This window comes from Kitasatospora sp. NPDC008115 (genome assembly GCF_042957205.1).
In the GTDB taxonomy this organism is placed as follows: Bacteria; Actinomycetota; Actinomycetes; order Streptomycetales; family Streptomycetaceae; genus Kitasatospora.
Window position 1 is genome coordinate 37,768 of the sequence record NZ_JBIBHU010000032.1, and the last position, 25,572, is coordinate 63,339.

Annotated in this window: 20 protein-coding genes; 18 read left to right on the forward strand and 2 right to left on the reverse strand. The window is 73.8% G+C overall.

What is annotated here, in order from left to right:
- Positions 1 to 51 precede the first annotated feature (51 nt).
- Positions 52 to 3,627, forward strand: a complete 3,576-nt coding sequence (smc, locus tag ACFZBX_RS31470; RefSeq protein WP_391537211.1) for a chromosome segregation protein SMC — start codon at positions 52 to 54, stop codon at positions 3,625 to 3,627.
- A gap of 66 nt (positions 3,628 to 3,693) precedes the next feature.
- The gene (gene ftsY, locus ACFZBX_RS31475) at positions 3,694 to 4,923 is read left to right on the forward strand and encodes a signal recognition particle-docking protein FtsY (RefSeq protein ID WP_391537212.1); all 1,230 of its coding nucleotides are present in this window, start codon (positions 3,694 to 3,696) and stop codon (positions 4,921 to 4,923) included.
- Positions 4,924 to 5,043: 120 nt separating this feature from the next.
- Here ftsY and ACFZBX_RS31480 read toward each other — a convergent pair whose 3' ends face one another.
- Complete coding sequence (locus tag ACFZBX_RS31480; protein WP_391537213.1) at positions 5,044 to 5,715, reverse strand: bifunctional DNA primase/polymerase; 672 nt, start codon at positions 5,713 to 5,715, stop codon at positions 5,044 to 5,046.
- A 578-nt stretch (positions 5,716 to 6,293) separates the two neighbouring features.
- Here ACFZBX_RS31480 and ACFZBX_RS31485 point away from each other — a divergent pair.
- The 7 genes from ACFZBX_RS31485 (at position 6,294) to ftsH (ending at position 16,613) form a co-directional block, all read left to right on the forward strand.
- Positions 6,294 to 7,748, forward strand: coding sequence for a hypothetical protein (locus ACFZBX_RS31485; protein WP_380759442.1), 1,455 nt, complete (start codon positions 6,294 to 6,296; stop codon positions 7,746 to 7,748).
- 222 nt (positions 7,749 to 7,970) lie between these two features.
- Complete coding sequence (locus ACFZBX_RS31490; protein ID WP_391537214.1) at positions 7,971 to 9,344, forward strand: ammonium transporter; 1,374 nt, start codon at positions 7,971 to 7,973, stop codon at positions 9,342 to 9,344.
- Positions 9,341 to 9,679 (forward strand): P-II family nitrogen regulator, encoded by a 339-nt coding sequence (locus ACFZBX_RS31495; RefSeq protein WP_380285260.1) that lies wholly within the window; start codon positions 9,341 to 9,343, stop codon positions 9,677 to 9,679. The genes ACFZBX_RS31490 and ACFZBX_RS31495 overlap by 4 nt, the downstream gene beginning before the upstream one ends.
- Positions 9,680 to 9,691: 12 nt before the next feature.
- A complete protein-coding gene (locus ACFZBX_RS31500; protein WP_391537215.1) occupies positions 9,692 to 12,145 on the forward strand; it encodes a [protein-PII] uridylyltransferase in 2,454 nt (817 codons plus the stop codon).
- Between the two features lie 168 nt (positions 12,146 to 12,313).
- Positions 12,314 to 13,873 (forward strand): signal recognition particle protein, encoded by a 1,560-nt coding sequence (ffh, locus tag ACFZBX_RS31505; protein WP_391537247.1) that lies wholly within the window; start codon positions 12,314 to 12,316, stop codon positions 13,871 to 13,873.
- Between the two features lie 147 nt (positions 13,874 to 14,020).
- Positions 14,021 to 14,560, forward strand: coding sequence for a GNAT family N-acetyltransferase (locus ACFZBX_RS31510; RefSeq protein ID WP_391537216.1), 540 nt, complete (start codon positions 14,021 to 14,023; stop codon positions 14,558 to 14,560).
- A gap of 133 nt (positions 14,561 to 14,693) precedes the next feature.
- Positions 14,694 to 16,613, forward strand: coding sequence for an ATP-dependent zinc metalloprotease FtsH (ftsH, locus tag ACFZBX_RS31515; protein WP_391537217.1), 1,920 nt, complete (start codon positions 14,694 to 14,696; stop codon positions 16,611 to 16,613).
- 167 nt (positions 16,614 to 16,780) lie between these two features.
- Here the strand turns inward: ftsH and ACFZBX_RS31520 are convergent, their stop codons facing one another.
- Entirely contained in the window at positions 16,781 to 17,581 is an 801-nt protein-coding gene (locus tag ACFZBX_RS31520; protein ID WP_391537218.1) for an SAM-dependent methyltransferase, read from the reverse strand.
- Positions 17,582 to 17,780: 199 nt separating this feature from the next.
- On the opposite strand from ACFZBX_RS31520, the gene proS reads away from it, so the two are divergent.
- The 9 genes from proS (at position 17,781) to lepB (ACFZBX_RS31565) (ending at position 25,489) form a co-directional block, all read left to right on the forward strand.
- Complete coding sequence (gene proS, locus ACFZBX_RS31525; RefSeq protein WP_391537219.1) at positions 17,781 to 19,193, forward strand: proline--tRNA ligase; 1,413 nt, start codon at positions 17,781 to 17,783, stop codon at positions 19,191 to 19,193.
- Positions 19,194 to 19,644: 451 nt separating this feature from the next.
- Positions 19,645 to 20,223, forward strand: a complete 579-nt coding sequence (locus ACFZBX_RS31530) for a hypothetical protein (protein ID WP_030306744.1) — start codon at positions 19,645 to 19,647, stop codon at positions 20,221 to 20,223.
- 417 nt (positions 20,224 to 20,640) lie between these two features.
- Complete coding sequence (rpsP, locus tag ACFZBX_RS31535) at positions 20,641 to 21,069, forward strand: 30S ribosomal protein S16 (RefSeq protein WP_344337896.1); 429 nt, start codon at positions 20,641 to 20,643, stop codon at positions 21,067 to 21,069.
- 2 nt (positions 21,070 to 21,071) lie between these two features.
- Positions 21,072 to 21,311 carry an RNA-binding protein gene (locus tag ACFZBX_RS31540; protein ID WP_030056773.1) on the forward strand — a complete coding sequence of 80 codons (240 nt, stop codon included), beginning with the start codon at positions 21,072 to 21,074 and terminating at the stop codon, positions 21,309 to 21,311.
- A 170-nt stretch (positions 21,312 to 21,481) separates the two neighbouring features.
- On the forward strand, positions 21,482 to 22,030 hold the full coding sequence (gene rimM / locus ACFZBX_RS31545) for a ribosome maturation factor RimM (protein WP_391537220.1): 549 nt from the start codon (positions 21,482 to 21,484) through the stop codon (positions 22,028 to 22,030).
- Between the two features lie 209 nt (positions 22,031 to 22,239).
- Positions 22,240 to 23,058, forward strand: coding sequence for a tRNA (guanosine(37)-N1)-methyltransferase TrmD (gene trmD / locus ACFZBX_RS31550; RefSeq protein ID WP_391537248.1), 819 nt, complete (start codon positions 22,240 to 22,242; stop codon positions 23,056 to 23,058).
- 154 nt (positions 23,059 to 23,212) lie between these two features.
- The gene (gene rplS, locus ACFZBX_RS31555; RefSeq protein ID WP_063347674.1) at positions 23,213 to 23,563 is read left to right on the forward strand and encodes a 50S ribosomal protein L19; all 351 of its coding nucleotides are present in this window, start codon (positions 23,213 to 23,215) and stop codon (positions 23,561 to 23,563) included.
- Between the two features lie 77 nt (positions 23,564 to 23,640).
- On the forward strand, positions 23,641 to 24,504 hold the full coding sequence (gene lepB / locus ACFZBX_RS31560; RefSeq protein ID WP_391537221.1) for a signal peptidase I: 864 nt from the start codon (positions 23,641 to 23,643) through the stop codon (positions 24,502 to 24,504).
- The gene (lepB, locus tag ACFZBX_RS31565) at positions 24,488 to 25,489 is read left to right on the forward strand and encodes a signal peptidase I (RefSeq protein ID WP_391537222.1); all 1,002 of its coding nucleotides are present in this window, start codon (positions 24,488 to 24,490) and stop codon (positions 25,487 to 25,489) included. Before lepB (ACFZBX_RS31560) ends, lepB (ACFZBX_RS31565) begins: the two co-directional genes overlap by 17 nt.
- Positions 25,490 to 25,572 lie beyond the last annotated feature (83 nt).

Below are 25,572 nucleotides of genomic sequence, written 5' to 3' on the forward strand. Positions count from 1 at the left end.
GGATACAGTCACCGCTGGAGCCCCTGGTGAGCGAGGTGAGGAGACCGGCGCGTGCACCTGAAGAGTCTGACGCTGCGCGGGTTCAAGTCCTTCGCCTCGGCCACCACCCTCCGCTTCGAGCCCGGCATCACCTGCGTGGTCGGGCCCAACGGCTCCGGCAAGTCCAACGTCGTCGACGCGCTCTCCTGGGTGATGGGGGAGCAGGGCGCCAAGTCGCTGCGCGGCGGAAAGATGGAGGACGTCATCTTCGCCGGGACCAGCGGGCGCGCCCCGCTCGGCCGCGCCGAGGTCAGCCTCACCATCGACAACACCGACGGCGCCCTGCCGATCGAGTACTCCGAGGTGACCATCACCCGGACGATGTTCCGCAACGGCGGCAGCGAGTACGCGCTCAACGGCGACACCTGCCGCCTGCTGGACATCCAGGAACTGCTCTCCGACTCCGGCATCGGCCGCGAGATGCACGTCATCGTCGGCCAGGGACAGCTCGACTCCGTCCTGCACGCCGACCCGATGGGCCGGCGCGCCTTCATCGAGGAGGCGGCCGGCGTCCTCAAGCACCGCAAGCGCAAGGAGAAGGCGTTGCGCAAGCTGGACGCGATGCAGGTCAACCTCAACCGCGTCCAGGACCTGGTGGCCGAGCTGCGCCGCCAGCTCGGCCCGCTCGGCCGGCAGGCCCGGATCGCCCGGCGCGCCGCCGGCATCCAGGCCGACCTGCGCGACGCCCGGCTGCGGCTGCTCGCCGACGACCTGCGCGCGCTGCGCACCGCCGTCGAGGCGGAGATCGCCGACGAGCTGGCGCTGCGGCTGCGCCGCTCCACCGTCGAGCAGGAGCTCGGCCGGGCGATCGGGCGCGAGGCCGTGCTGGAGGCGCAGGTCCAGCAGCTCGGCCCGGGGCTGGAGGCCGCCCGGCAGACCTGGTACCGGCTCTCCGCGCTGGCCGAGCGCACCCGGGGCACCATCGGGCTCGCCGAGGCCAGGGTCCGGCACGCCGCCGCCGGCGGGCAGGCCGAGGAGCCGCGTGGCCGGGACCCAGAGGAGCTGGAGCACGAGGCCGAACGGGTCCGGGAGGAGGAGGCCGCGCTGGCCGCCGCGCTGGAACAGGCCCAGGAGGCGCTCGACGAGGCCGTCGACACCAAGGCGGAACTGGAACGCGCCCTCGCCGCCGAGGAGCGCCGGCTCAAGGACGCCGCCCGGGCCATCGCCGACCGCCGCGAGGGACTGGCCCGGCTCCAGGGGCAGGCCGCCGCCGCCCGCTCCAAGGCCGCCGCCGCCGAGGCCGAGATCGGCCGGCTCGCCGAGGCCCGCGACGAGGCGCTGCAACGCGCCGAGGCCGCCCGGCAGGAGTACGAGGACCTGCGGACCAGGGTCGACGCCGACACCGAGGACGGCGAGCGGACCGACACCGCGCACGAGAGCGCCCGGGAACGGCTCGCCGCCGTGGAGCGGGAGCTCACCGCCGCGCGCGAGGCCGCCGGCGCCGCCGAGCGCGAGCGGGCCGCGCTGACCGCCCGGCACGAGGCGCTCGCGCTCGGTCTGCGCCGCAAGGACGGCAGCGGCGCCCTGATCGCCGCCGGGGACCGGCTGGCCGGGCTGCTCGGACCGGCCGCCGCGCTGCTGCGGATCGCCCCCGGCCACGAGACCGCCGTCGCCGCCGCCCTCGGCGCCGCCGCCGACGCGGTGGCCGTCGACTCGACCCACACCGCCGCCGAGGCGCTGCGGCTGCTGCGCAAGGAGGACGCGGGCCGAGCCGCCCTGCTGATCGCGGGCGCCCCCGAACCGGCCGGCCCGGCGGAGGAGTTGCCGCCCGGTGCCCGCTGGGCCGCCGACCTGGTCGACGCACCGGACGGACCGGACGGACTGCGGGCCGCCGTCGGCCGGCTGCTGGCCGGCGTCGCGGTGGTGGACACCCTCGACGAGGCCCTGCGGTTTGTCGCCGCACACCCCGCGCTGAGCGCCGTCACGGCCGAGGGCGACCGGCTCGGCGCCGGCTTCGCGCACGGCGGCTCGGGCGGCGCGCCCAGTCTGCTGGAGACCCAGGCCGCGGTGGACGAGGCCGCCCGGGCGATCGCCGGACTCGACGTCCGCTGCGCCGAGTCGGCCGGGCGGCTGGCCGAACTCACCGAGCGGCGCCGGGAGTCGGCCGCCGAGCTGGAGCAACTCGCCGTCCGGCGGCGGCAGCTGGAACGCGAGCGGGCCGAGGTCGCGGGCACCCTGGGCCGGCTCGGCGGACAGTCCAGGGCCGCCGCCGGCGAGGCCGAACGGCTGACCGCCGCCGCCGGCCGGGCCGAGGACGGGCTGGCCCAACTGCTCGCCACCGCCGAGGAACTGGCCGAGCGCCTGGCCGTCGCCGAGGAGAGCGCCGCCGACGGCGAGGACGAGCCGGACGCCGCCGAGCAGCAGCGGCTGGCCGGGGCCGCCACCGCCGCCCGGCAGACCGAACTGGAGGCCCGGCTCGCGGTGCGCACCCACGAGGAGCGGGTCCGCGCCCTGGCCGGCCGGGCCGAGCAGCTGGACTGGGCCGCCCGCGCCGAGCGCGAGGCGCGCGCCCGGGCGGCCGAGCGCCGCCGGCGCGCCGAGCACGAGGCCGCCGTCGCACGCGCCGTCGCCGCCGGCGCGCGGCAGCTGCTCGCCTGCCTGGAGGTCTCGCTGGCCCGCGCGGACGCCGAACGGGCCGCCGTCGAACAGGCGCGGGCGGCGCGCGAGGCGGAGCTGAAGGAGCACCGCGAGCACGGGCGTGCGCTCAAGGACGAGCTGGACAAGCTGGTCGACGCCGGCCACCGGGACGAGGTGCTGCGGGCCGAGAAGCGGCTGCGGATCGAACAGCTGGAGAGCCGGGCGCTGGAGGAGTTCGGCATCGAGGGCTCCGAGCTGCTGGCCTCCTACGGGCCGGACCAGCCCGTCCCGCCGTCCACGCCGGAGGAGGGGCAGGAGCCGGGCGAGCCGAGCCCCTACGTCCGCGCCGAGCAGGAGAAGCGGCTGCGAGCGGCCGAGCGGGCGTACCAGCAGCTGGGCAAGGTCAACCCGCTGGCGCTGGAGGAGTTCGCCGCCCTGGAGGAGCGGCACACCTTCCTCGGCGAGCAACTGGACGACCTCAAGCGCAGCCGGCGCGACCTGCTCGACATCGTCAAGGACGTCGACCAGCGGGTCGAGCAGCTGTTCACCGCCGCCTACCACGACACCGCCGCGCAGTTCGAGGGCGTGTTCGCCCGGTTGTTCCCGGGCGGCGAGGGCCGGTTGGTGCTCACCGACCCGGAGTCCATGCTGACCACCGGCGTCGACGTGGAGGCCCGCCCGCCCGGCAAGAAGGTCAAGCGGCTGTCGCTGCTCTCCGGCGGCGAGCGCTCGCTGACCGCGGTGGCGCTGCTGGTCTCGATCTTCAAGGCCAGGCCCAGCCCGTTCTACGTCATGGACGAGGTCGAGGCGGCGCTGGACGAGACCAACCTGCGCCGGCTGATCGCGATCATGGAGGAGCTGCGGGAGAGCTCCCAGCTGATCGTCATCACCCACCAGAAGCTGACCATGGAATCCGCCGACGCCCTGTACGGGGTGACCATGAAGGGCGACGGCATCTCGCAGGTGATCAGCCAGCGGCTGCGGGAGGACCGGAAGGAGCGGCGGCCCTGACCCGTCGGTGATCCACACCACCGCCTGCGGTTCACGCGGACCGGTGTCGCGGATACTGATGGGGTTATGGAATACGTGATTCTTGCCGTAGTCATCGCGGTGGTCGCCGTAGGCGCGATCGCCGGACTCGTCGTTTCCGGCAGACGACGCCAGCAGCTGCCCCCGAAGTCGCAGGCGCCGGTCATCACGGCGCCCCCGACCCCGCGCGAGCCCGCCGTCGGCGAGGAGGCCGCGCCGCCGACCGAGGAACCGCGCCGCACCGTCGAGGAGGTCCGGCTCCCCGAGGCCGAGGCCGAAGCCGAGGCCCAGGTCGCGGCCGTCCCCGAGACCGTCCCCGAGACGGTCGAAGAGGCCCCCGCCATCGAGGTCCCCGAGCCCACCGCCGGCCGCCTGGTCCGGCTGCGCTCGCGGCTCTCCCGTTCGCAGAACTCGCTCGGGAAGGGCCTGCTCTCGCTGCTCTCCCGCGAGCACCTGGACGAGGACACCTGGGAGGAGATCGAGGAGACCCTGCTGACCGCCGACGTCGGCGTCGCCCCCACCCAGGAGCTGGTCGAGCGGCTGCGCACCCGGGTCAAGGTGCTCGGCACCCGCACCCCGGACGAGCTGCGCGGCCTGCTGCGCGAGGAACTCGTCGAGCTGATCGGCAAGGACTCCGACCGCACCGTGCGCTCCACCAAGCACGAGGAGGGCCCCGCGGTCGTCCTGGTCGTCGGCGTCAACGGCGTCGGCAAGACCACCACCACCGGCAAGCTGGCCCGGGTCCTGGTCGCCGACGGCCGCAAGGTGGTGCTCGGCGCGGCCGACACCTTCCGCGCCGCCGCCGCCGACCAGCTGCAGACCTGGGGCGAGCGGGTCGGCGCGCGCACCGTGCGCGGGCCCGAGGGCGGCGACCCGGCGTCGATCGCCTTCGACGCGGTCAAGGAGGGCATCGCCGAGGGCGCGGACACCGTGCTGGTGGACACCGCCGGGCGACTGCACACCAAGACCGGCCTGATGGACGAGCTGGGCAAGGTCAAGCGGGTCGTCGAGAAGCACGGCCCGGTGGACGAGGTGCTGCTGGTGCTGGACGCCACCACCGGTCAGAACGGGCTGATCCAGGCCCGGGTCTTCGCCGAGGTGGTCGACATCACCGGCATCGTGCTGACCAAGCTGGACGGCACCGCCAAGGGCGGCATCGTGGTGGCCGTCCAGCGTGAGCTGGGCGTGCCGGTCAAGCTGATCGGTCTCGGCGAGGGCGCCGACGACCTGGCGCCGTTCGAGCCGGGCGCGTTCGTGGACGCGCTCATCGGGGACTGAGCACCACCCCCGGTGCCACCGGTGAAGGGTCCGCTCCCGCGAGGGGCGGGCCCTTCGGCATGTCCGGGAGCGCCCCGCCCGCCCCGGGCACCCGCCGGAGGCGAGCCGCCGAGAACACGGTCAGGCGATCCAGGCGGGTTCGCGGGTGCGTTCGCGGCCGCGGTGGCAGGCGTAGGCGAGGGTGCCGAGCAGCAGGCGGGCCTCGGGGGGACAGCCGGCGTTGTCGCGGGTGGGGCGGCGCAGCCAGCGGACCGGGCCGAGGCCGGCGAGCACGGTCGGCGGCGCGGCGACGAAGCTGCCCTCGCCGTGGCAGATGAGGTCGAGGGCGGCGTCGTCCCAGCCCATCCGGTAGAGCAGGTCCGGCAGCCGGCGGGCGGTGCCCGGCGCGACCAGGAACTGCAGCCGCCCGGTGGGCGCGGCGAGCACCGGGCCCACCTGGGTGCCCATCCGCTCCAGCCGGACCAGGGCCTGGAGGCCGGCCTGCTCGGGCACGTCGAGGACGTCGAAGGCGCGGCCGGTGGGAAAGAGCACCGAGACGTCGGCGCCGGGACGGGCGGCCGGTCCGGCGCCGGGGACGGGGTGCAGTCCGGGGGCGGCGCAGCGCGGCGTGCCGCAGTGGCAGCGGTCCGGGGTGGTGGCGGTGCGGGCCGGCTCGCCGACGACGACGGCCCAGCCCCAACGGCCGGTGTACTCCGCGGCAGCCTGGCTCGCGGTGGCGCGGGTGCGGTGGCGCGCGCCCAGCGGCGCCCGCCGCAGGTGCCCCAGTCGAAGTACGCCGAACAGGTTGTCCATGCCTCCCCCAACAGGATCTCGTTGCCGATGGTTACGGGACGGTGACTGTGTGTTGTTTTTCCTGTGCGTGGTGCGTGGTGCGGTGGCGGCGCGCAGCGCGCGGTGTGCGCCAGTTGCCCTGGTGCGCCTCGTGCGCCGCCTTGTGGTCGGCGGTGCCGATGCCGGATCGTCTGTGCCCGGGAGGGCCGTCGGTCGGTGCGGGTGCGAAGTCCGCCTGCGGCGGCGGCGGTTCGCCTGAAAAGCCGGGTGCCGTCGGGGACTTGGCGGCCCGCATATGCCGGACCGTCGGGACTTCCTAGTGAACCGCCTGCCGGCGCGGTTCGGTTCACTCCTGGGGGTGGCGAAAGGTGGCGTTTCGCCAGGGCCGCTCCCCGGGGCGGTGTGCGGGGCGTTACGTTCAGCACACGGACCCTCGTCGGGGAGTCCGCTCCGGGCCGTGGCGGGCCGGGAGTTGGGGAACTGACGGTCCGTCTGCGGCGGCAGCGCCGCAGTCCGGTACGACACGTCTGGTAAGAGCCCGCAACCGTCGGGCGGTCACGATCGGGGCCCCGGGGCCCGGGCGGGATGGGGACGGACCCATGGCAGAGAAGCAACCCAACGAGAAGCTGACCACGTGGTTCGCCCGCAGCGGTTGGTCCAAGGGGGAGTTGGCCCGCCAGGTCAACCGCCGGGCCCGGCAGATCGGGGCCCACCACGTCTCCACGGACACCTCGCGGGTGCGGCGCTGGCTCGACGGCGAGCAGCCGCGCGAGCCGATCCCGAAGATCATGTCCGAGCTGTTCTCCGAGCGGTTCGGCTCGGTGGTCTCGATCGAGGACCTCGGCCTGCGCGCCGCCGTGCCGGTCTCCACCGTGGGCGGCGGCGTCGACCTGCCGTGGAGCGCGCCGCAGACCGTCCAGCTGATCAGCGACTACTCGCGCAGCGACCTCATGCTCAACCGGCGCGGCTTCCTGGGCACCTCGCTCGCGCTGACCGCCGGTGCCGCGCTGATCGAGCCGATGCAGCGCTGGCTGGCGCCCGGCCCGACCGGCGCCCCCACCCCGATCCTGACCGCGGCCAACGGCGGCGAGCCGTTCACCGGCCGGCTCTCCGAGCCCGAGCTGGAACTGCTGGAGCAGACCACCGTCATGTTCCGCCAGTGGGACGCGCAGAACGGCGGCGGCCTGCGCCGCAAGGCCGTGGTCGGCCAGCTCCACGAGGTCACCGACCTGCTCCAGGAGACCTACCCCGAGCAGACCACCAAGCGGCTGTTCCGGCTCACCGCCGAGCTGGCCCACCTGGCCGGCTGGATGTCCTACGACGTCGGCATGCACCCCAGTGCGCAGAAGTACTACGTGCTGGCGCTGCACGCCGCCAAGGAGGCCGGCGACCGCCCGTTCGGCGCGCTGATCCTCACCGACATGAGCCGGCAGATGATCCACCTCAACCGGGGCGAGGACGCGCTGGAGCTGATCCACCTCGCCCAGTACGGCAGCCGGGACACCGCCACCCCGCGCCAGCAGTCCCTGCTCTACGCGATGGAGGCGCGCGCGTACGCCACGATCGGAGAGGTGAACCGGTGCGCCCGGGCGATCCGGCTGGCCGAGGACACCTTCACCGACATCCGCGAGGGCGACGGCGATCCGGACTGGCTGAAGTTCTTCTCACCGGCCGAGCTGAACGCCGAGAACGCGCACTCCTTCCGCGACCTCGCCTACCACTCGGACAACTCGGAGCTCTACGCCTCGATGTCGGCGCCGGTGATGGAACGCGCGGTCGACCTGTTCCGGCAGGACGGCGACCACGTGCGCTCGTACGCCTTCAACCTGGTCGGCATGGCCAGCGTGCACCTGCTGCAGAACGAGCCGGAGGAGGCCGCGGTCTTCGCCGAGCAGGCCGTGGACATCGCCACCAAGGTCCGCTCCGAGCGGCTCAACTCGCGGGTCCGCAAGACCACCGAGGCCGCCGCCGCCCGGTTCAAGGGCGTGGACGCGGTCAGCCGGCTCAAGGAGCGGGTCGTCCAGGACATCCCCGAATACGTCTCGGTGGTCTGAGCCTCCACCGCGACTCCCCCCACCGACCGTGCCGGCCGCCGCCGGCACGGTCGGTGCCGCGTTCACGCGGGCGTAACCCCGCCGTCGCCCTCGTCACGGCGGCGAAACACCGGGCCGCATCGGCCGAAACCAGCCTTCGGCACGCTCCTGCTCAACGCCGACGCACCGGGTCACGGGACAGGGACCCGGGTGCGGATCGGCTCCAGTCGGGAGGAGACGCCGATGCCGGAGGGCTTCAGCGCGGGCGACACCGCCTTCGTACTCATCAGTGCGGCCCTGGTCATGGTGATGACCCCGGGGCTGGCCTTCTTCTACGGGGGGATGGTCCGGGCCAAGAGCACGCTGAACATGCTGGCGATGAGCTTCCTGTCGCTGGGCATCGTCACCGTGCTGTGGGTCCTCTACGGCTACTCGCTCAGCTTCGGGCCCGACGCGGGCGCCGGCCTGATCGGCAACCTGGACTTCCTCGGGATGCGCGGCATCGGCCTGACCGACCTCACCGGGACGATCCCGGTGACGGCGTTCTCCGCCTTCCAGTTGATGTTCGCGGTCATCACCCCGGCGCTGATCAGCGGGGCGGTCGCGGACCGCGCGAGATTCGCGGCCTGGGGCCTGTTCATCGCGCTCTGGGCGACGGTGGTGTACTTCCCGGTCGCCCACTGGGTGTTCTTCTTCGACGGCGGCCGCGGCGGCTGGCTCGGCGACCGCAACGGCGTGATCGACTTCGCCGGCGGGACGGCCGTGCACATCAACGCCGGCGCCGCGGGCCTGGCGCTCTGCCTGGTGCTCGGCAGGCGGATCGGCTTCCGCAAGGACCCGATGCGCCCGCACTCGCTGCCGCTGGTGATGCTCGGCTCCGGGCTGCTCTGGTTCGGCTGGTTCGGCTTCAACGCCGGCTCGGCGCTGGCCGCCAACGGTGTGGCGGCGATGGCCCTGCTCAACACCCAGGTCGCCACCGGTGCCGCGCTGGTCGGCTGGCTGGTCTACGAACGGCTGCGGCACGGCGCGTTCACCACGCTGGGCGCCGCCTCCGGCGCGGTGGCGGGCCTGGTGGCGATCACCCCGGCCTGCGGCTCGGTCTCCCCGCTCGGCGCGGTGGCGATCGGCCTGGCCGCCGGCGCCGCCTGCGCGGCCGCGATCAGCCTCAAGTACCGCTGGGGCTTCGACGACTCGCTCGACGTGGTCGGCGTGCACGCCGTCGGCGGGGTGATCGGCTCGCTGCTGGTCGGCCTGTTCGCCACCGGGACGGTCGGCCAGAGCGCCAAGGGGCTGTTCTACGGCGGCGGGCCGGCGCAGCTGGGCAAGCAGGCGATGGGCGTGGCGGTGGTCGGCGTCTACTCCTTCGTGCTCTCCTGGCTGCTGGCCAAGGCGGTCGACCGGGCGATCGGGTTCCGGGTCGCCGAGGAGGTCGAGGTCGCCGGCATCGACCAGGCCGAGCACGCCGAGTCCGCGTACGACCTCGGCGCGCTGGGCTCCGGCCTCGGCCGTACGGCCGCCGCGGCCGCCGTACCCGTGAGGGCCGTGCCCGTGACTCCCGTGTCCGCGACCGCGGCCGCGGCCGACAGCATCGACAAGACCGAGGTGGACGCCCGATGAAGCTCATCACCGCCGTCATCAAGCCCTACCGCCTGGACGAGGTGAAGGCCGCGCTGCAGGCCTTCGGCGTGCACGGCCTGACCGTCTCCGAGGCCAGCGGCTACGGGCGGCAGCGCGGGCACACCGAGGTCTACCGGGGTGCGGAGTACACCGTGGACCTGGTCCCCAAGGTCAGGGTGGAGGTCCTGGTCGAGGACGAGGACGCCGAGCCGCTGATCGACGTCCTGGTCAACGCGGCCCGGACCGGCAAGATCGGCGACGGCAAGGTGTGGGCGGTCCCGGTGGAGACGGCGGTCCGGGTCCGCACCGGCGAACGCGGCCCCGACGCCCTCTGAGGGCCCGACCGGATGGCCACCGCCCCCGACGCCCCCCGGCCCGGCCCCGCCGGCCTCGCCGCCGCCCGGGCCGAGCTGCTCGCCGCCCCCGGACCCGGCGGCCGGGGGCGCCGCACCGCGCTGTCGGCGCTCACCGACGCCTGGCTGGCCGGCCTGTTCACCGCGGCCGGCGCCCCCGCCGGGGTCGCCGTGGTCGCGGTCGGCGGCTACGGGCGCGGCGAGCTCTCCCCGCGCAGCGACCTCGACGTCCTGCTGCTGCACGAGGGCCGGCTGGACCCCGCCGTGCCCGAGCGCCTCTGGTACCCGGTGTGGGACTCCGGCGCCTCGCTCGACCACGCCGTCCGCACCCCGGCCGAGGCCAGGTCGGTGGCCGCCGCCGACCTGAAGGCGCAGCTCGGCCTGCTGGACGCCAGGCACGTGGCCGGCGACCCGGCGCTCACCGCCGCGCTGCGCTCCGCCGTGCTCGCCGACTGGCGGGCGGGCGCCCCGCGGCGGCTGCCGGAGCTGCGCGAGCTGGTCCGGCAGCGGGCCGAGCGGCACGGCGAGCTGTCCTTCCTGCTGGAACCCGATCTGAAGGAGGCCCGCGGCGGCCTGCGGGACGTCGTGACGCTCGGTGCGATCGCCGCGAGCTGGCTGGCCGACGCGCCCCGGGAGGGGCTGGACGCCGCCGCGCTCCGGCTGGCGGACGTCCGCGACGCCCTGCACCTGGTGACCGGCCGGGCCACCGAGCGGCTCGCCCTCCAGGACCAGGACCAGGTCGCCGAGCGGCTGGGCGTGCCGGACGCGGACGCCCTGCTGCGCGAGGTCTACCGGGCGGCGCGGACCGTCGCCTACGCCTCCGACGTCGCCTGGCGGTCGGTGGAGCGGGTGCTGGCCGCCCGCTCGGGCCGGGGCCGCCGTCCGGCCCGGCGCTTCCCGTTCACCGCCGCCGGGCGCGGCGCGCCGGCCCGGGGCGCGCCCGCCCGGGGCCCGGTCGAGCGTCGGCCGCTCGCCGAGGGCGTGGTCGAGCAGGACGGCGAGGCGGTGCTCGCCCGGGGCGCCCGCCCGGCCGCGGACCCGGTACTGCCGCTGCGCGCCGCCGCGGCGGCCGCCCAGAACGGCCTCGCCCTCTCCCACGCGACGGTGCGCCGGCTGGCGGCGGAGTGCCGTCCGCTGCCGGTGCCCTGGCCGGACGAGGCGCGCGAGCAGCTGGTCACCCTGCTCGGCGCGGGCGAGGCCTGTCTGCCGGTCTGGGAGGCGCTGGAGGCGCGGGGGCTGATCACCCGGCTGCTGCCGGACTGGGAGTGGGTGCGCTGCCGGCCGCAGCGCAACGCGGTGCACCGCTGGACGGTGGACCGGCACCTGGTGGAGACCGCGGTGCGGGCCGCCGCGATGACCCGCCGGGTGGCCCGCCCGGACCTGCTGCTGGTCGCCGCGCTGCTGCACGACATCGGCAAGGGCCGCCCGGGCGACCACAGCGAGGCGGGCGAGGCGGTCGTCCGCGGGCTGGCCGCCCGGATGGGCTTCGACCCGGAGTCGGTGGAGACCCTGGCGGTACTGGTCCGCCACCACCTGACCCTGGTGGACACCGCGACCCGGCGGGACCCGGAGGACCCGGCCACCGTGGAGGCCGTCACCAAGGCGGTCGGCTCGGTGGCCCGGCTGGAGCTGCTGCGGGCGCTGACCGAGGCGGACGCCCTGGCCACCGGCCCGGCCGCGTGGAGCGGCTGGCGGGCCGCGCTGGTGGACGGCCTGGCGGCCCGGGCCGCCGCCCGGCTGACCGGGCCGCCGGGCGGGTGCCCCGGTCCCGTCGAGGCCGAGCCGACCGCCGAGCAGGAGCGGCTGGCGGTGGAGGCGGTCAGGACCGGCGGGCCGGCGCTGTCGCTGGCGGCCCGCAGCGAGACGGACGCGGCCGGCGGCGGGCCGATGGGCGGGCGGCTGCTGCTGGCCGTCCCGGACCGGCCGGGCCTGCTGGGCACCGTCGCCGGGGTGCTGGCCCTGCACCGGCTGGCGGTCCGCTCGGCGGGGCTGCGCGAGCTGGACCCGGTCGGCGCCGGGCCGGTGCTGCTGCTCTCCTGGACGGTGGCCGCGGAGTTCGGCGAGCTGCCGCAGGCGGCCCGGCTCCGGGCGGACCTGCGCCGGGCGCTGGACGGCTCGCTGGACGTCGCCCGCCGACTGGCCGAGCGCGACGCGGCGGCCCCGCGCCGGCGCGGCGCCCCCGTCCCGCCGCCGGTGGTGACGGTCGCGCCGCCGGTCGCCTCGGCGAGCGCGACGGTGCTGGAGGTGCGCGCGCACGACGCCCCTGGGCTGCTGCACCGGATCGGCCGGGCGCTGGACGGCGCCGGGGTACGGGTGCGCACCGCGCACGTCTCGACGCTCGGCGCGGACGCCGTGGACGCGTTCTACCTGACCGATGCGGCGGGGCGTCCGCTCACCGCGGGGCGGGCCGGGGAGGTGGCGGCGGCGGTCCGGGCGGCGCTGGGCTGAGGCCGTCCGGGAGGCCCGCCGGGGTCCGGTCGGGGGCCCGGTCGGGGGGCGGGTACGGGGTCGGTCGGAGTTCGGTCGAACCCGGGTGGAGACCGTCCCCGGGGCGGCCGGATACCCTTGGGGGCGACGACCGTACTCACACCGATGCCGCAGAGGACCCGCGACGACGTGTTCGACACCCTTTCCGATCGCCTCGCAGCGACGTTCAAGAACCTCCGGGGCAAGGGCCGCCTGAGTGAGGCGGACATCGACGCCACCGCCCGCGAGATCCGCATCGCGCTGCTGGAGGCGGACGTCGCGCTGCCGGTCGTCCGGGCCTTCATCAAGCAGGTGAAGGAGCGCGCGCTCGGCGCCGAGGTCTCCGGCGCGCTGAACCCGGCCCAGCAGATCATCAAGATCGTCAACGAGGAGCTCATCGCCATCCTCGGTGGCGAGACCCGCAGGGTGCGGTTCGCCAAGAACGGCCCGACGGTGATCATGCTCGCCGGTCTGCAGGGTGCCGGTAAGACCACCCTGGCCGGCAAGCTCGGCCACTGGCTGAAGCAGCAGAAGCACACCCCGCTGCTGGTCGCCTGCGACCTCCAGCGCCCCAACGCCGTCAACCAGCTGCAGGTCGTCGCCGACCGCGCGGGTGTCGCGTTCTACGGGCCGCAGCCGGGCAACGGCGTCGGCGACCCGGTCCAGGTGGCCCGGGACTCGATCGAGTACGCCAAGCAGAAGCAGCACGACATCGTCATCGTCGACACCGCCGGCCGCCTCGGCATCGACGCCGAGCTGATGCAGCAGGCCGCCGACATCCGGGCCGCCGTCAACCCGGACGAGGTCCTGTTCGTCGTCGACGCGATGATCGGCCAGGACGCGGTCACCACCGCGCAGGCCTTCCTCGAAGGCGTCGACTTCACCGGTGTGGTGCTCTCCAAGCTCGACGGCGACGCCCGCGGCGGTGCCGCGCTCTCGGTCGCGCACGTCACCGGCCGGCAGATCATGTTCGCCTCCAACGGCGAGAAGGTCGACGACTTCGACGCCTTCCACCCGGACCGGATGGCCTCGCGCATCCTGGGCATGGGTGACGTCCTCTCGCTGATCGAGAAGGCCGAGCAGACCTTCTCGCAGGAGGAGGCCGAGAAGATCGCCGCCAAGCTGCGCGGCGGCCCGAAGCAGTTCACCCTGGACGACTTCCTGTCCCAGCTGGAGCAGGTCCAGAAGATGGGCTCGATCTCCAAGCTGCTCGGCATGCTGCCGGGGATGGGCCAGATCCGCGATCAGATCAACAACATCGACGACAAGGACGTCAACCGCGTCGGTGCGATCATCAAGTCGATGACCCCGGCCGAGCGCGCCGAGCCGGAGCTGATCAACGGCTCCCGCCGGGCCCGCATCGCCAAGGGTTCGGGCGTCCAGGTCGGCGAGGTGAAGAACCTGGTCGAGCGGTTCTTCGAGGCCCGCAAGATGATGTCCGCGATGGCGTCCGGCAAGGGCGTCCCCGGCATGCCGGGCATCCCGGGCATGGGCGGCGGCGGCAAGAAGTCCGCCAAGAAGGCCCCGGTCGCCAAGGGCAAGCGCAAGAGCGGCAACCCGCTGAAGCGGGCGCAGGAGGAGGCCGCGGCCGCCGAGCGCCGCGCGCTCGGCCCCGGCCAGCCGCCCGCCGAGGGCGGCGCGTTCGGCCTCGGCGCGGGCAAGGGCCCGGCCGACTTCGAGCTGCCCAAGGAGTTCAAGGACCTGCTGTAGTCCTGTCGGGGCCGCCCCGGAGCCCTGCTCCGGTCCTGCTCCGGTGCCTCCGCGGTCCTGAGGCGCGCATGCGAACGGCCCGCCGCCCGGTTCCCTCCGGGCGGCGGGCCGTTCGCATGCCCGATGGTCATCCGAGATGATGGGCCGATGCGAGTGACGATCAGGGCCCCGCGGGCCGGGGACGAGGCGGCGTACGCCGAGGCGGTCCGGCGGTCCGCCGAGCACATCGGCCGGTGGAACCCGGTGGAGCCGGACGCGATGCCCGACCTGATGAGGCGCCAGGGGGCCTCCCTGCGGACCTTCCTGATCGTGGACCGGGAGACCGGCGGGCTGGTCGGCAAGGTCAATGTGGCCAACATCGTGATGGGCCGGTTCTGCAACGGCGCGCTCGGCTACGACTCCTTCCTGCCGTTCGCCGGCACCGGGCGGATGACCGAGGGCCTGCGGCTCGTCCTGGACAGCTGCTTCGCCCCGCTGACGGAGGGCGGGCTCGGGCTGCACCGGCTGGAGATCAACGTCCAGCCGGACAACGACCGGTCGATCGCCCTGGCCAAGCGGCTGGGCTTCCGGCACGAGGGGTTCACCCCGCGGATGCTGTTCCTCCAGGGGGAGTGGCGGGACCACGAGCGGTTCGCGCTGACCGCCGAGGAGTGGCCGGGGTCGGCCGCCGCGGAGGAGCGGGTCTGACCGGGCGGGGCCGGCCGTTGCGCCCCGCGTCCCGGGGGGCCTTCCGCTTCGGGCCCGGGCCCGCGTTCGGGCGTGTCGGACGGTGCGGCGTTGCGGTTGGAGGAGCCGAGCGGATGTCCGTATTGTCCGATGGGTGACTGATCCCGTGCCACCGCGCCAGACCCCCGACCAGCCGTGGCGGTCCGAGGGCGCCCCACCCCCGCCGCCCCCGCGGCGCAAGATGCCCGGCGGCTGGACGGGCCTCATCCTCACCGCCCTCGTGGTGTTCCTGATCAGCGACCTGCTGCTGTCCTTCTTCGGCCCCGACGGCGCCACCACGATCTCCTACACCGAGTTCAACAACCAGCTGAACAAGGCCAACGTCACCAAGATCTACTCCAAGGGCGACTCGATCGAGGGCACCCTGAAGAACGCCGAGCCCAAGCCGGACGGCGACAAGGGGACGTACACCGACTTCAAGACCCAGCGGCCGGTGTTCGCCGGGGACGACCTCTGGGCCACCCTCCAGCAGCAGGGCGTCGAGGTCACCGCCGAACCGGTCGTCCAGCAGCGCAGCTTCCTCGCCAACCTGCTCATCTCGCTGGCCCCGATGCTGCTGCTGGTCCTGATCTGGGTGCTGCTCGCCCGGCGGATGGCCGGCGGACTCGGCGGCGGGGCGCTCGGGCGCAAGGCCCCGCCCAAACCGGTCACCGCCGAGGCCGGCCGGCGCACCACCTTCGCCGACGTGGCCGGCATCGACGAGGTCGAGGCCGAGCTCACCGAGGTGGTCGACTTCCTGAAGAACCCGCAGCGGTACCGCCGGCTCGGCGCCAAGATGCCGCGCGGCGTGCTGCTCAGCGGCCCGCCCGGCACCGGCAAGACCCTGCTGGCCCGGGCCGTGGCCGGCGAGGCGGACGTGCCCTTCTTCTCCGCCTCCGCCTCCGAGTTCATCGAGATGATCGTCGGCGTCGGCGCCAGCCGGGTGCGCGAGCTGTTCGCGGAGGCCCGCAAGGTCGCCCCGGCGATCGTCTTCATCGACGAGATCGACACCATCGGCCGCCAGCGCGGCAGCGGCGGCGGCATGGGCGGCCACGACGAGCGCGAGCAGACGCTCAACCAGATCCTCACCGAGATGGACGGCTTCACCGGCTCCGAGGGCGTCATCGTCATCGCCGCCACCAACCGGGCCGACGTGCTCGACCCGGCGCTGCTGCGCCCCGGCCGCTTCGACCGGCGGATCACCGTCAGCCCGCCCGACCGCGACGGCCGGGCGGCCATCCTGCGCATCCACTCCCGGGAGGTCCCGCTGGCCGGTGACGCCGACCTGAACCGGCTCGCCAAGGTCACCCCCGGGATGACCGGCGCCGAACTGGCCAACCTGGTCAACGAGGCCGCCCTGATCGCGGTCAAGCGCCGCCAGGACGCGGTGAACGACCGCGACCTCTCGGACGCGCTGGAGAAGGTCCAGCTCGGCGCCGTCCGGCCGCTGGTGATGCCGCGGGCCGAACGGGAGCGGACCGCCTACCACGAGAGCGGCCACGCCCTGCTCGGCATGCTCCAGCCGGGCGCCGACCCGGTCCGCAAGGTCACCATCGTGCCGCGCGGCCGAGCCCTCGGCGTCACCCTCTCCACCCCGGAGACCGACCGGTACTCCTACACCGAGCCCTACCTGCGCGGGCGGATCATCGGCGCGCTCGGCGGGATGGCCGCCGAGCAGGTGGTCTACGGGGTGATCACCACCGGCGCGGAGAGCGACCTGGAGCAGGTCACCGGCATCGCCCGCGGCATGGCCGGGCGGTGGGGCATGAGCGAGCGGGTCGGCCGGCTCACCGCCGTCCCGTCCGACCCGCAGGGCGCCTACGGGCTCTCCGCGGCGCCGACCACGCTGGACGCGGTGGACGAGGAGGCCCGGCGGATCGTCGCGGAGTGCTACGGCGAGGCGGTGCGGCTGCTGACCGAGGAGCGGGCCCGGCTGGACGCGCTGGCGGCGGCGCTGCTGGAGGCGGAGACGCTGGACGAGGAGGCGGCCTACCGGGCGGCGGGGGTGCCCCGGAAGGCGCTCGACCAGGCCTGAGGGCCCCGCCGTCGCCGGGTGAGGGGCGCGCGCCGTGGTGGCGCGCGCCTCTTCTCCTGCGCGCTCCTTGTCGCGTGCGCCTTCCCGCGGGGTTGTTGTCAGCGGGGCCTTCGCAGCGGGGTCTTCGCAGCGGGGCCTTCTCGGCGGGTCTTCTCGGCAGGGCCCTCTCAGCGGGGCCGTTCGGCGATCAGGTAGCGGAAGACGTTCGCCATCCGCACCGAGCCGTCCGGCCGCAGGTACGGCTGGAGCGATTCCTCCAGTTCCTTGGCCACCAGCGCCGGCCCGGAGAACTCCGCCGCCGCGTCGTACAGCCCGGTGGCGAGCAGCCCGCGCAGCGCGCTCTCCAGGTCGGGGTAGGCGAACGGGCAGCCGACCCGGCCGCCGCCGGCCGGGCGCAGCACGGTCCCGGCGAGCAGGTCCTCCAGCGCGCCGGGCGGGCTCAGCTCGAACGGGTCGCGCGCCGCGCTGCGCCGGGCCATCCGCCGGGCGACGTCCAGCACGGCCGCGCTCTCGCAGCGCCCCCGGGGCCCCCAGGCGGCCAGCACCACGTGCCCGCCGGGCAGGACCAGCCGGGCCGCCGCGGCCACCGTGCGGCGCGGCTCGGTGCCCGGTGGCGGCTGCTCGAAAACCGTGACCAGCGAGTAGGCCGAGCGGGCGACGTCCGCCCCCGGCCGGTGGTGCGCGCGGACCGGCAGCCGGCGCTCCGCGGCCAGCCCGCGCAGCGCGTCGTCGGGCTCCAGCCCGGCCACCTGCGCGCCCCGGCCGGCGGCCAGCAGCAGGGCCAGGCCCGAGCGGCAGCCCAGGCCCAGCACGCTGGTCGCCGGGCCGACCTCCAGTCGGTCGTGGACGGCCTCGTAGAGCGGCACCAGCATCCGCTCCTGGATCTCCGCCCAGTCCCGGGCCCGGGCGGCGGTGCGCCCTGCGCCGGGGGGTGCTGCGGTCGTGCCGGTCACCCGCGCTGAAGCCATCGCGGCCTCCCATCCGGTCCTTCGGTGTGCTGCTCCGGCCCCCCTCGACGTCCCGCCCCCACTCCAGCGAACAGCGGCTCGGGCGCGGCGTCCAGAGGGGTGCGGGGTGGTGCGCGCGTGTCGGGGTCGTGCGCCCCCGGGCGGGTCGCCGGGGGGAATGGATTCGAAGTCGGGGGCCCGCTCCCCGTACGATTCGCCCATGGCTAAGGCACCCGTTCTCACCCCCCAGGCGGAAGACTTCCCGCGCTGGTACCAGGACCTCATCAACAAGGCCGAGCTGGCCGACAACGGTCCGGTGCGCGGCACCATGGTCATCCGACCGTACGGCTACGGTCTGTGGGAGCGGATGCAGCAGGAGATGGACGCCCGGATCAAGAAGGCCGGCGCCCAGAACGCCTACTTCCCGATGTTCATCCCGCAGTCCTACCTGACCAAGGAGGCGGAGCACGTCGAGGGCTTCGCCCCCGAGCTCGCGGTGGTCACGCACGGCGGCGGCAAGCAGCTCGACGAGCCGGTCGTGGTCCGGCCGACCTCCGAGACGATCATCAACGAGTACTTCTCGAAGTGGGTGCAGAGCCACCGCGACCTGCCCCTGCTGATCAACCAGTGGGCCAACGTGGTCCGTTGGGAGCTGCGCCCGCGCGTCTTCCTGCGCACCACCGAGTTCCTCTGGCAGGAGGGCCACACCGCCCACGCCACCTACGAGGACGCCCGCGACTACGCGTCGATGATCCACACCCAGGTCTACGGCGACTTCATGACCAACGTGCTCGGCATCGACGTCGTGCTCGGCCGCAAGACCGCCAAGGAGCGCTTCGCGGGCGCCATCAACACCCTCACCCTCGAGGGCATGATGGGCGACGGCAAGGCGCTGCAGCTGGGCACCAGCCACGAGCTGGGCCAGAACTTCGCCAAGGCGTTCAACACCACCTACCAGCTGCAGGGCGCCGAGCGCGAGTACGTCTGGCAGACCTCCTGGGGCGTCTCGACCCGCATGCTCGGCGGCCTGATCATGTCCCACGGCGACGACAGCGGTCTGCGCGTCCCGCCGCGGCTGGCCGCGGTCCAGGCCGTGGTCCTGGCCATCAAGGGCGACGACGCGGTGATCGCCAAGGTCCGCGAGATCGGCGCCGCACTGGAGGCCGCCGGCGTCCGGGTGGTCGTCGACGACCGCACCGACACCCCGTTCGGCCGCCGTGCCGTCGACTGGGAGCTCAAGGGCGTGCCGCTGCGCATCGAGGTCGGCCCGCGCGACCTGGAGAACGGCACCGCGATGCTGGCCCGCCGGATTCCGGGCGGCAAGGAGCCGGTCTCGATCGACGGCCTGGCCGCGACCGTCCCCGGAATCCTGGAGGAGGACCAGGCCCTGCTGCTGCGTCAGTCGCGCGAGCGCCGCGAGGCCCGCACGGTCGACGTGAAGACCATCGAGGAGGCCGTCGAGGCCGCCGCCACCGGCTGGGGCCGGATCTCCTGGGCCGAGCTGGGCGCGGAGGGCGAGGCCAAGCTGGCCGAGCAGGGCGTCTCGGTGCGCTGCATCGTGGCCGCCGACGGCTCGGTGCCGCAGACGGACGACCAGGAGGGCAACGTCGCGCTCGTCGCGCGCGCCTACTGACCGTTCGGTGGACTTCCCGGATGCGGGACGATCACGAAGGATGTTGCCGTAAAACGAGGTGCGGTGACGCGTTCTGACGGTTGTCGACCTGCCTGACGGGAAATTCGTACGCCCGGTGACCGGCCTTGTTCCGCGTATGTCTCACATGCCGACATCCCTACTGGCCGGTCAACTGCCAGTATTAACGGAATAGCGGTACGGTGTACGGCCCGTGGCCCTGTCAACTCGACAGGACCACGGGCCGTACGTCCTGGGGGCGACAGCCCGCCCCCCGGACGGAAATGACGAGGCGCCCGCCGCGGCGGCGGGCCCAAACCGGCAGGGGGTTGGTCTTGCGTCAGATCCGGAACGCGCATTTCGCGCGTAGTCGCACATTCCTGAGAGTTTCCTGGGAATTCCCGGGGAACCGGAACACGCGGAACATCGGCTCCTGCTCCATCGTTGGTCTAGCGTGAGCACGACACAGCCCCTCGTTCTCGCGGCCGAACTGGCCGCCGCCTGGAGTGACATCCAGGCCTACCATCAGGACCTCCCCGACCTCGCCTCGCCCGAGGCGCTGATCGGCGAGTCCTCCTCGGCCTGTGGCACCCGGCTCGGTTTCGAGCGGCTCCTCCACGAGGCTGCCCATGGTCTGGCCGCGGCCCGGGACATCCGGGACACCTCGCGGGCCGGCCGCTACCACAACCGGCGCTTCCTGCTCCTGGCCTCCGAGCTGGGCCTGGCGCACCCGGTCGAACCGCACGCCAGTAGCGGCTTCTCCCAGGTGACCATGCTCAAGGAGACCCGCGAGCGGTACGCCGAGACCATCGAACGCCTGGACCGCGCCCTCGGCGCGCACCAGGAGGCGGTGGCCGGCGAAGGGGCCTCGCGCGCCTTCCGCGGACCGGCGGCGCGGCACGGCTCCTCCGGGGGCGGCGTCCGGGTCAAGGCGGTCTGCGGCTGCGGGCGCAACGTCCGGGTCGTGCCGTCGGTGCTCGCGCAGGCGTCCATCGTCTGCGGTGCGTGCCAGCAGCCGTTCAAGATCGCGTAGCCCGGCTCGCGACTCGTCGCACAACTCGGGGAGCCTCACGGCTCGGGGAACCGAGGGGAACCGGCGGGCGGCTTTGCGGGCAGTGGCCCGGCCGGGGCGACGCAGTAGTGACCCAGTAACGATCCAGTGCGGTATCCCGTACGGATCGCATGAACCACCAGATCCATCCGATCCATCGATGATTTGCCAGTGAGGTGCACCGCGTAGGTGCGTGTTGGGCTGACCGGGAGCGGGGGCTCCCGGTCGACCTGTTTTCGGGGGTCGGCGCCCCGTGTGGCAGAATGGACCGCTGAGTACTCGGCAGCCGGGCAGGACCCCTCTCTCCTTCGGCTGGCGTGTCCCTTGAACGGCCCACCGCGCAACCCCACGCGAGGGCGCGGCCGCTCACCCACGTCAACACCAGGAGATTCCACTCCCGTGGCAGTCAAGATCAAGCTGAAGCGTCTCGGCAAGATTCGCTCCCCGCACTACCGCATCATCGTCGCCGACGCCCGCACCAAGCGTGACGGTCGCGCGATCGAGGAGATCGGCATCTACCAGCCGACCTACAACCCCTCGAAGATCGAGGTCGACGGCGACCGCGCCCAGTACTGGCTGTCCGTCGGCGCCCAGCCGACCGAGCCGGTGCTCGCCATCCTGAAGCTGACCGGCGACTGGCAGAAGTTCAAGGGCCTGCCGGCTCCGGAGCCGCTGAAGGTCGCCGAGCCGAAGGTCGAGGACTTCTCGCACCTGTTCGCCAAGGCCGTCGCCGGCTTCGAGGACGCCACCACCGGTGTCGCCATCACCCCGAAGGCCAAGAAGTCGGACAAGGCCGAGGCTGAGGCCGACGCCGCCGCCGAGGCCTGAGCGTGATCGAGGACGCCCTCGACCACCTGGTGAAGGGCATCGTCGAGCACCCCGACGAGGTGCAGGTGCGCTCGCGCAACCTGCGTCGGGGCAACACCATCGAGGTGCGGGTGCACCCCGATGACCTCGGCAAGGTGATCGGCCGGGGAGGCCGCACGGCGCGCGCCCTGCGCACCGTGGTCGGCGCCCTCGGCGGTCGCAACGTCCGGGTCGACCTGGTCGACGTGGACAACATTCGCTGACCAGGCTGCTCGTTCAGCCGTCAGGGTTTTCGAGGCCGGTCGGGACGCATGTCGTCCCGACCGGCCTTCGCCGTTCTCACCGGCACCCTCGCAGCGTCCGCACAGCACGTTCGCTGCGTCCGATAGCACTTCGTAACACTCCGTAGCACTCATCCAGGAGAACGATCACCGTGCAGCTCGTCGTCGGCAGGATCGGCCGCGCCCACGGCATCAGGGGGGACGTCAGCGTCGAGGTTCGCACCGACGAGCCCGAGCTCCGCCTCGGCCCCGGTGCGGTCCTGCTCACCGACCCGGCCTCGGCCGGTCCGCTGACCGTCGAGTCCGGCAAGGTGCACAGCGGGCGGCTGCTGCTGCGGTTCGCCGGCGTCAAGGACCGCAACGCCGCCGAGGCGCTGCGCGGCACCCTCCTGATCGCCGAGGTCGACCCGGAGGAGCGTCCGGAGGACCCGGAGGAGTACTACGACCACCAGCTGATCGGTCTGGACGTGGTGCTGCTCGACGGCACCCCGGTGGGTGAGCTCACCGAGGTGATCCACCTGCCCTACCAGGACCTGCTCAGCGTGAAGAAGGCGGACGGGACGGATGTGCTGGTGCCGTTCGTCTCGCGGATCGTGCCGACCATCGACCTGGAGAACCAGCGCGCCGTCATCGACCCGCCGCCCGGGCTGATCGACCCGGACCGGGCCGAGGTCGCGGGTACCGGGGAGGAGTCGCAGTGAGCTCCGAGGAGACCGTGGCCGCCGGCGACGCCGTGACGGCCGGGGAGGCCCCGGGGTCCGTTGAGGCCGCTGAGGCCGCTGAGACCGTCGGGGCCGCTGAGGCCGCTGAGACCGTCGGGGCCGCTGAGGCCGCTGAGACCGTCGGGGCCGCTGAGACCGCTGAGACCGTCGTGTCCGTTGAGGCAGGGGTGGCCGCCGTACGGCACGGGATGCGGATCGACGTCGTGTCGATCTTCCCCGAGTACCTGGAGCCGCTGGACATCTCGCTGGTCGGCAAGGCGCGCGCCCGCGGCCAGCTCGACGTGCACGTCCACGACCTGCGCGACTGGACGTACGACGTGCACCGCACCGTCGACGACAGCCCGTACGGCGGTGGCCCGGGCATGGTGATGAAGCCCGAGCCGTGGGGCGAGGCCCTCGACGCGGTGCTAGCCGCCGGGCCGGCGGGGGAGGTGCCGACCCTGGTGGTGCCCACCCCCAGCGGCCGGCCGTTCACCCAGGAACTCGCGCAGGAGCTGGCCGGCCGGCCGTGGCTGGCGTTCACCCCGGCCCGGTACGAGGGCATCGACCGGCGGGTGATCGAGGAGGCGGCCACCCGGATGCCGGTGGTCGAGGCGTCGATCGGCGACTACGTGCTGGCCGGCGGCGAGGTCGCCGTGCTGGTCATGGTCGAGGCGATCGCCCGGCTGCTGCCCGGCGTGCTCGGCAACGCCGAGTCCCACCGGGACGACTCCTTCGCGCCCGGCGCGATGGCCGACCTGCTGGAGGGCCCCGTCTACACCAAGCCCGCCGAGTGGCGCGGCCGTACGGTGCCGGACGTCCTGCTGAGCGGGAACCACGGCAGGATCGCCCGCTGGCGTCGTGATCAGGCCTTCTCCCGCACCCTGGCCAACCGGCCGGACCTGGTGGCGCGCTGGCGGCACGCCGACCTCGACAAGAAGGACCGCGAGGCGCTCTCGGTGCTCGGCCTCGCCTGGGACGAGGGGCTCGGCCGATTTCGGTCCGCGGCCGGTGATGTGGAAGAATAGGCCGCTGCTGTCTGTCGCTGGGCTCCTCCCGTAGGGGTCACGTGGTTCGGCGCCCCCGCCACGGGGGGATCGTCGGTAGCCGGTGCGGCCCGCAGCAGACCCCATTTGTGACGACTTCCGTGGGCGGCCCGTGGCGCCTGCGATGGAGAGCAACATGAGCAACAAGCTCGCTGCTGTCGACGCGGCCTCGCTGCGTAGCGACATCCCGGCGTTCCGCGCCGGTGACACCCTGAAGGTTCACGTCCGGGTCATCGAGGGCAACCGCTCCCGTGTCCAGGTCTTCCAGGGTGTCGTCATCCGCCGCCACGGCGCCGGCGTCGGTGAGACCTTCACCGTTCGCAAGGTCAGCTTCAACGTCGGTGTCGAGCGCACCTTCCCGGTGCACACCCCGGTCGTCGAGAAGATCGAGGTCGTGACCCGCGGTGCGGTTCGCCGCGCCAAGCTGTACTACCTGCGTGACCTCCGCGGCAAGGCCGCGAAGATCAAGGAGAAGCGCGACCGCTGATCCACCGGCCCCCGGCGCTGCCGGGGGATCGGATCGCTCTGGGGGGCCGAGTTGCCGCACGGTAAGCTCAGCCCCCGATGAGCACGCACGAACCACCCGCGGACCGCGACGGCCGTCCCGCACCCACCGGTGCGGACTCGCCGACGCGGTCCGCGGTCGTTTCCGCGGCAGCTCCGGCGGAAGGCCCCGGGGATGAGGGCGGCTGCGAGGGCGGCTGCGGCTGCGAGGGTGGCTGTGAAGGCGTGAAGCCCGAGCCCGAGGGTGGGCGCTCGCGCTCGCGGGACCTGCTGCTGCTCGCCGGGACCTGCCTGTTCGTACTGCTGCTGGTGAATGCCTTCGTGGTGCGCCCGTTCTCGGTGCCTTCCGGGTCGATGGAGAACACCCTGCGCCCGGGTGACCGGCTGGTGGTGAACCAGCTGTCCTACGCCTTCGGCGGCCATCCGCAGCGTGGTGACGTGGTGGTGTTCGACGGTACGGGCTCCTTTCTGCGCAAGCCGCTGGAGCGCCCCGGCCTCTGGACCTCGCTGCGCTCCTTCGGCCGTGACATCGGCCTGGTCCCGGCCGGTGACTCGGTCTACGTGAAGCGGGTGATCGGGCTCGGCGGTGACCGGGTCACCAGCGCCGGACCGGGTCACCCGCTCACCGTCAACGGCGTGCCGGTCGACGAGTCCGGCTATCTGTTCCCCGGGGACGAGCCGTCCGCCGTGGCCTTCGACGTGGTGGTGCCGCCCGGCAAGCTCTTCGTGATGGGCGACCACCGCAGCGCCTCCCGGGACTCCCGTGACCACCTCGGCGACCCTGGTGGCGGGTTCGTCCCCGAGTCCAAGGTGATCGGCCGGGCCGCCTGGGTGGTCTACCCGGTCGGGCGTTGGACCACCGTCGACCGGCCGGCGGCCTTTGCCGCGACAGGGGGGACCGGTGGCCATGGGGACCAGAGGTAGGGGGCGGCTCGCCGACCGTCCGCCCGCCGGACCCGCCGGACCCGTCGCCGAGTTTGCCGCAGAGGTCGCTGCCGACCCCGCCCCGGCCGATCAGGTCCCGGCCGATCCCGCCGTCCCGGCTCCGGCGGTGCGCGGGCGCGGGCGCGGGCGCGCCGAGCGTCGGCGCACCGCCCGCCGGGCCGCCCGCCGCCGCAGGCGTTCCAGGCTGCGCGAGATTCCGCTGATCGTGGTGGTCGCGCTGATCGTGGCGCTGGTGATGAAGACCTTCCTGGTGCAGGTCTTCGTGATCCCCTCCGGCTCGATGGAGCAGACCATCCAGGTCGGGGACCGGGTGCTGGTGGACAAGTTCACCCCCTGGTTCGGGGCCGAGCCTGAGCGCGGCGAGGTGGTGGTGTTCAAGGACCCGGGCGGCTGGCTGGAGGGCGCGCACGGCTCCTCGGCGGACGGGCCGGTCCTGCGCGGGGCCAAGCAGGTGCTGACCTTCGTCGGGCTGCTGCCCTCCGACAACGAGCAGGACCTCATCAAGCGGGTGGTCGGGGTCGGCGGCGACACCGTCGAGTGCTGTGACGAGCAGGGCCGGGTCAGCCTCAACGGCAAGCCGCTGGACGAGCCCTACCTGGTGCCGGGCAATCCGCCGTCCCGGCAGCCGTTCAAGGTGAAGGTGCCGCAGGGGCGGCTCTGGGTGATGGGCGACCACCGCGACGTTTCCGCCGACTCCCGTTTCCACATGGGCAATCCGGGGCAGGGCACCATCCCGGTGAGCGGTGTGGTGGGGCGGGCGTTCATGATCGCGTGGCCGCCGGGCCGGGTTCATCAACTTGAGGTGCCGGTTTCACTCTCCTCGGTGGCGCGGGCTCCGGCGGGAGCTGGAACCGCGCCGAGTTCGGCGGGCGGTGGGCCGGTTCCTGAGGAACCTCCGCTCGTTATGGGTGTGTTGGGCATCCTTCCGCTCATCGGCCGCCGGGTGGTGCGGGACCGGCTGTAGGCCCGGGTGGCCCGGTCGCGGGCCGGACCGCGCGTGTGGGACCGCGAGCCGGATGCCCGGGAGTGATAGAGAAGTGCTGGGTG

What these genes read in the sequence shown, in the direction of transcription:
- ftsY (WP_391537212.1), top strand. Translation starts at nt 3,694, where the DNA reads ATGGAATACGTGATTCTTGCCGTAGTCATCGCGGTGGTCGCCGTAGGC.
- ACFZBX_RS31480 (WP_391537213.1), bottom strand. Translation starts at nt 5,715, where the DNA reads ATGGACAACCTGTTCGGCGTACTTCGACTGGGGCACCTGCGGCGGGCG.
- ACFZBX_RS31485 (WP_380759442.1), top strand. Translation starts at nt 6,294, where the DNA reads ATGGCAGAGAAGCAACCCAACGAGAAGCTGACCACGTGGTTCGCCCGC.
- ACFZBX_RS31490 (WP_391537214.1), top strand. Translation starts at nt 7,971, where the DNA reads ATGCCGGAGGGCTTCAGCGCGGGCGACACCGCCTTCGTACTCATCAGT.
- ACFZBX_RS31495 (WP_380285260.1), top strand. Translation starts at nt 9,341, where the DNA reads ATGAAGCTCATCACCGCCGTCATCAAGCCCTACCGCCTGGACGAGGTG.
- ACFZBX_RS31500 (WP_391537215.1), top strand. Translation starts at nt 9,692, where the DNA reads ATGGCCACCGCCCCCGACGCCCCCCGGCCCGGCCCCGCCGGCCTCGCC.
- ACFZBX_RS31510 (WP_391537216.1), top strand. Translation starts at nt 14,021, where the DNA reads ATGCGAGTGACGATCAGGGCCCCGCGGGCCGGGGACGAGGCGGCGTAC.
- ACFZBX_RS31520 (WP_391537218.1), bottom strand. Translation starts at nt 17,581, where the DNA reads ATGGCTTCAGCGCGGGTGACCGGCACGACCGCAGCACCCCCCGGCGCA.
- proS (WP_391537219.1), top strand. Translation starts at nt 17,781, where the DNA reads ATGGCTAAGGCACCCGTTCTCACCCCCCAGGCGGAAGACTTCCCGCGC.
- trmD (WP_391537248.1), top strand. Translation starts at nt 22,240, where the DNA reads ATGCGGATCGACGTCGTGTCGATCTTCCCCGAGTACCTGGAGCCGCTG.
- rplS (WP_063347674.1), top strand. Translation starts at nt 23,213, where the DNA reads ATGAGCAACAAGCTCGCTGCTGTCGACGCGGCCTCGCTGCGTAGCGAC.
- lepB (WP_391537221.1), top strand. Translation starts at nt 23,641, where the DNA reads ATGAGCACGCACGAACCACCCGCGGACCGCGACGGCCGTCCCGCACCC.
- lepB (WP_391537222.1), top strand. Translation starts at nt 24,488, where the DNA reads ATGGGGACCAGAGGTAGGGGGCGGCTCGCCGACCGTCCGCCCGCCGGA.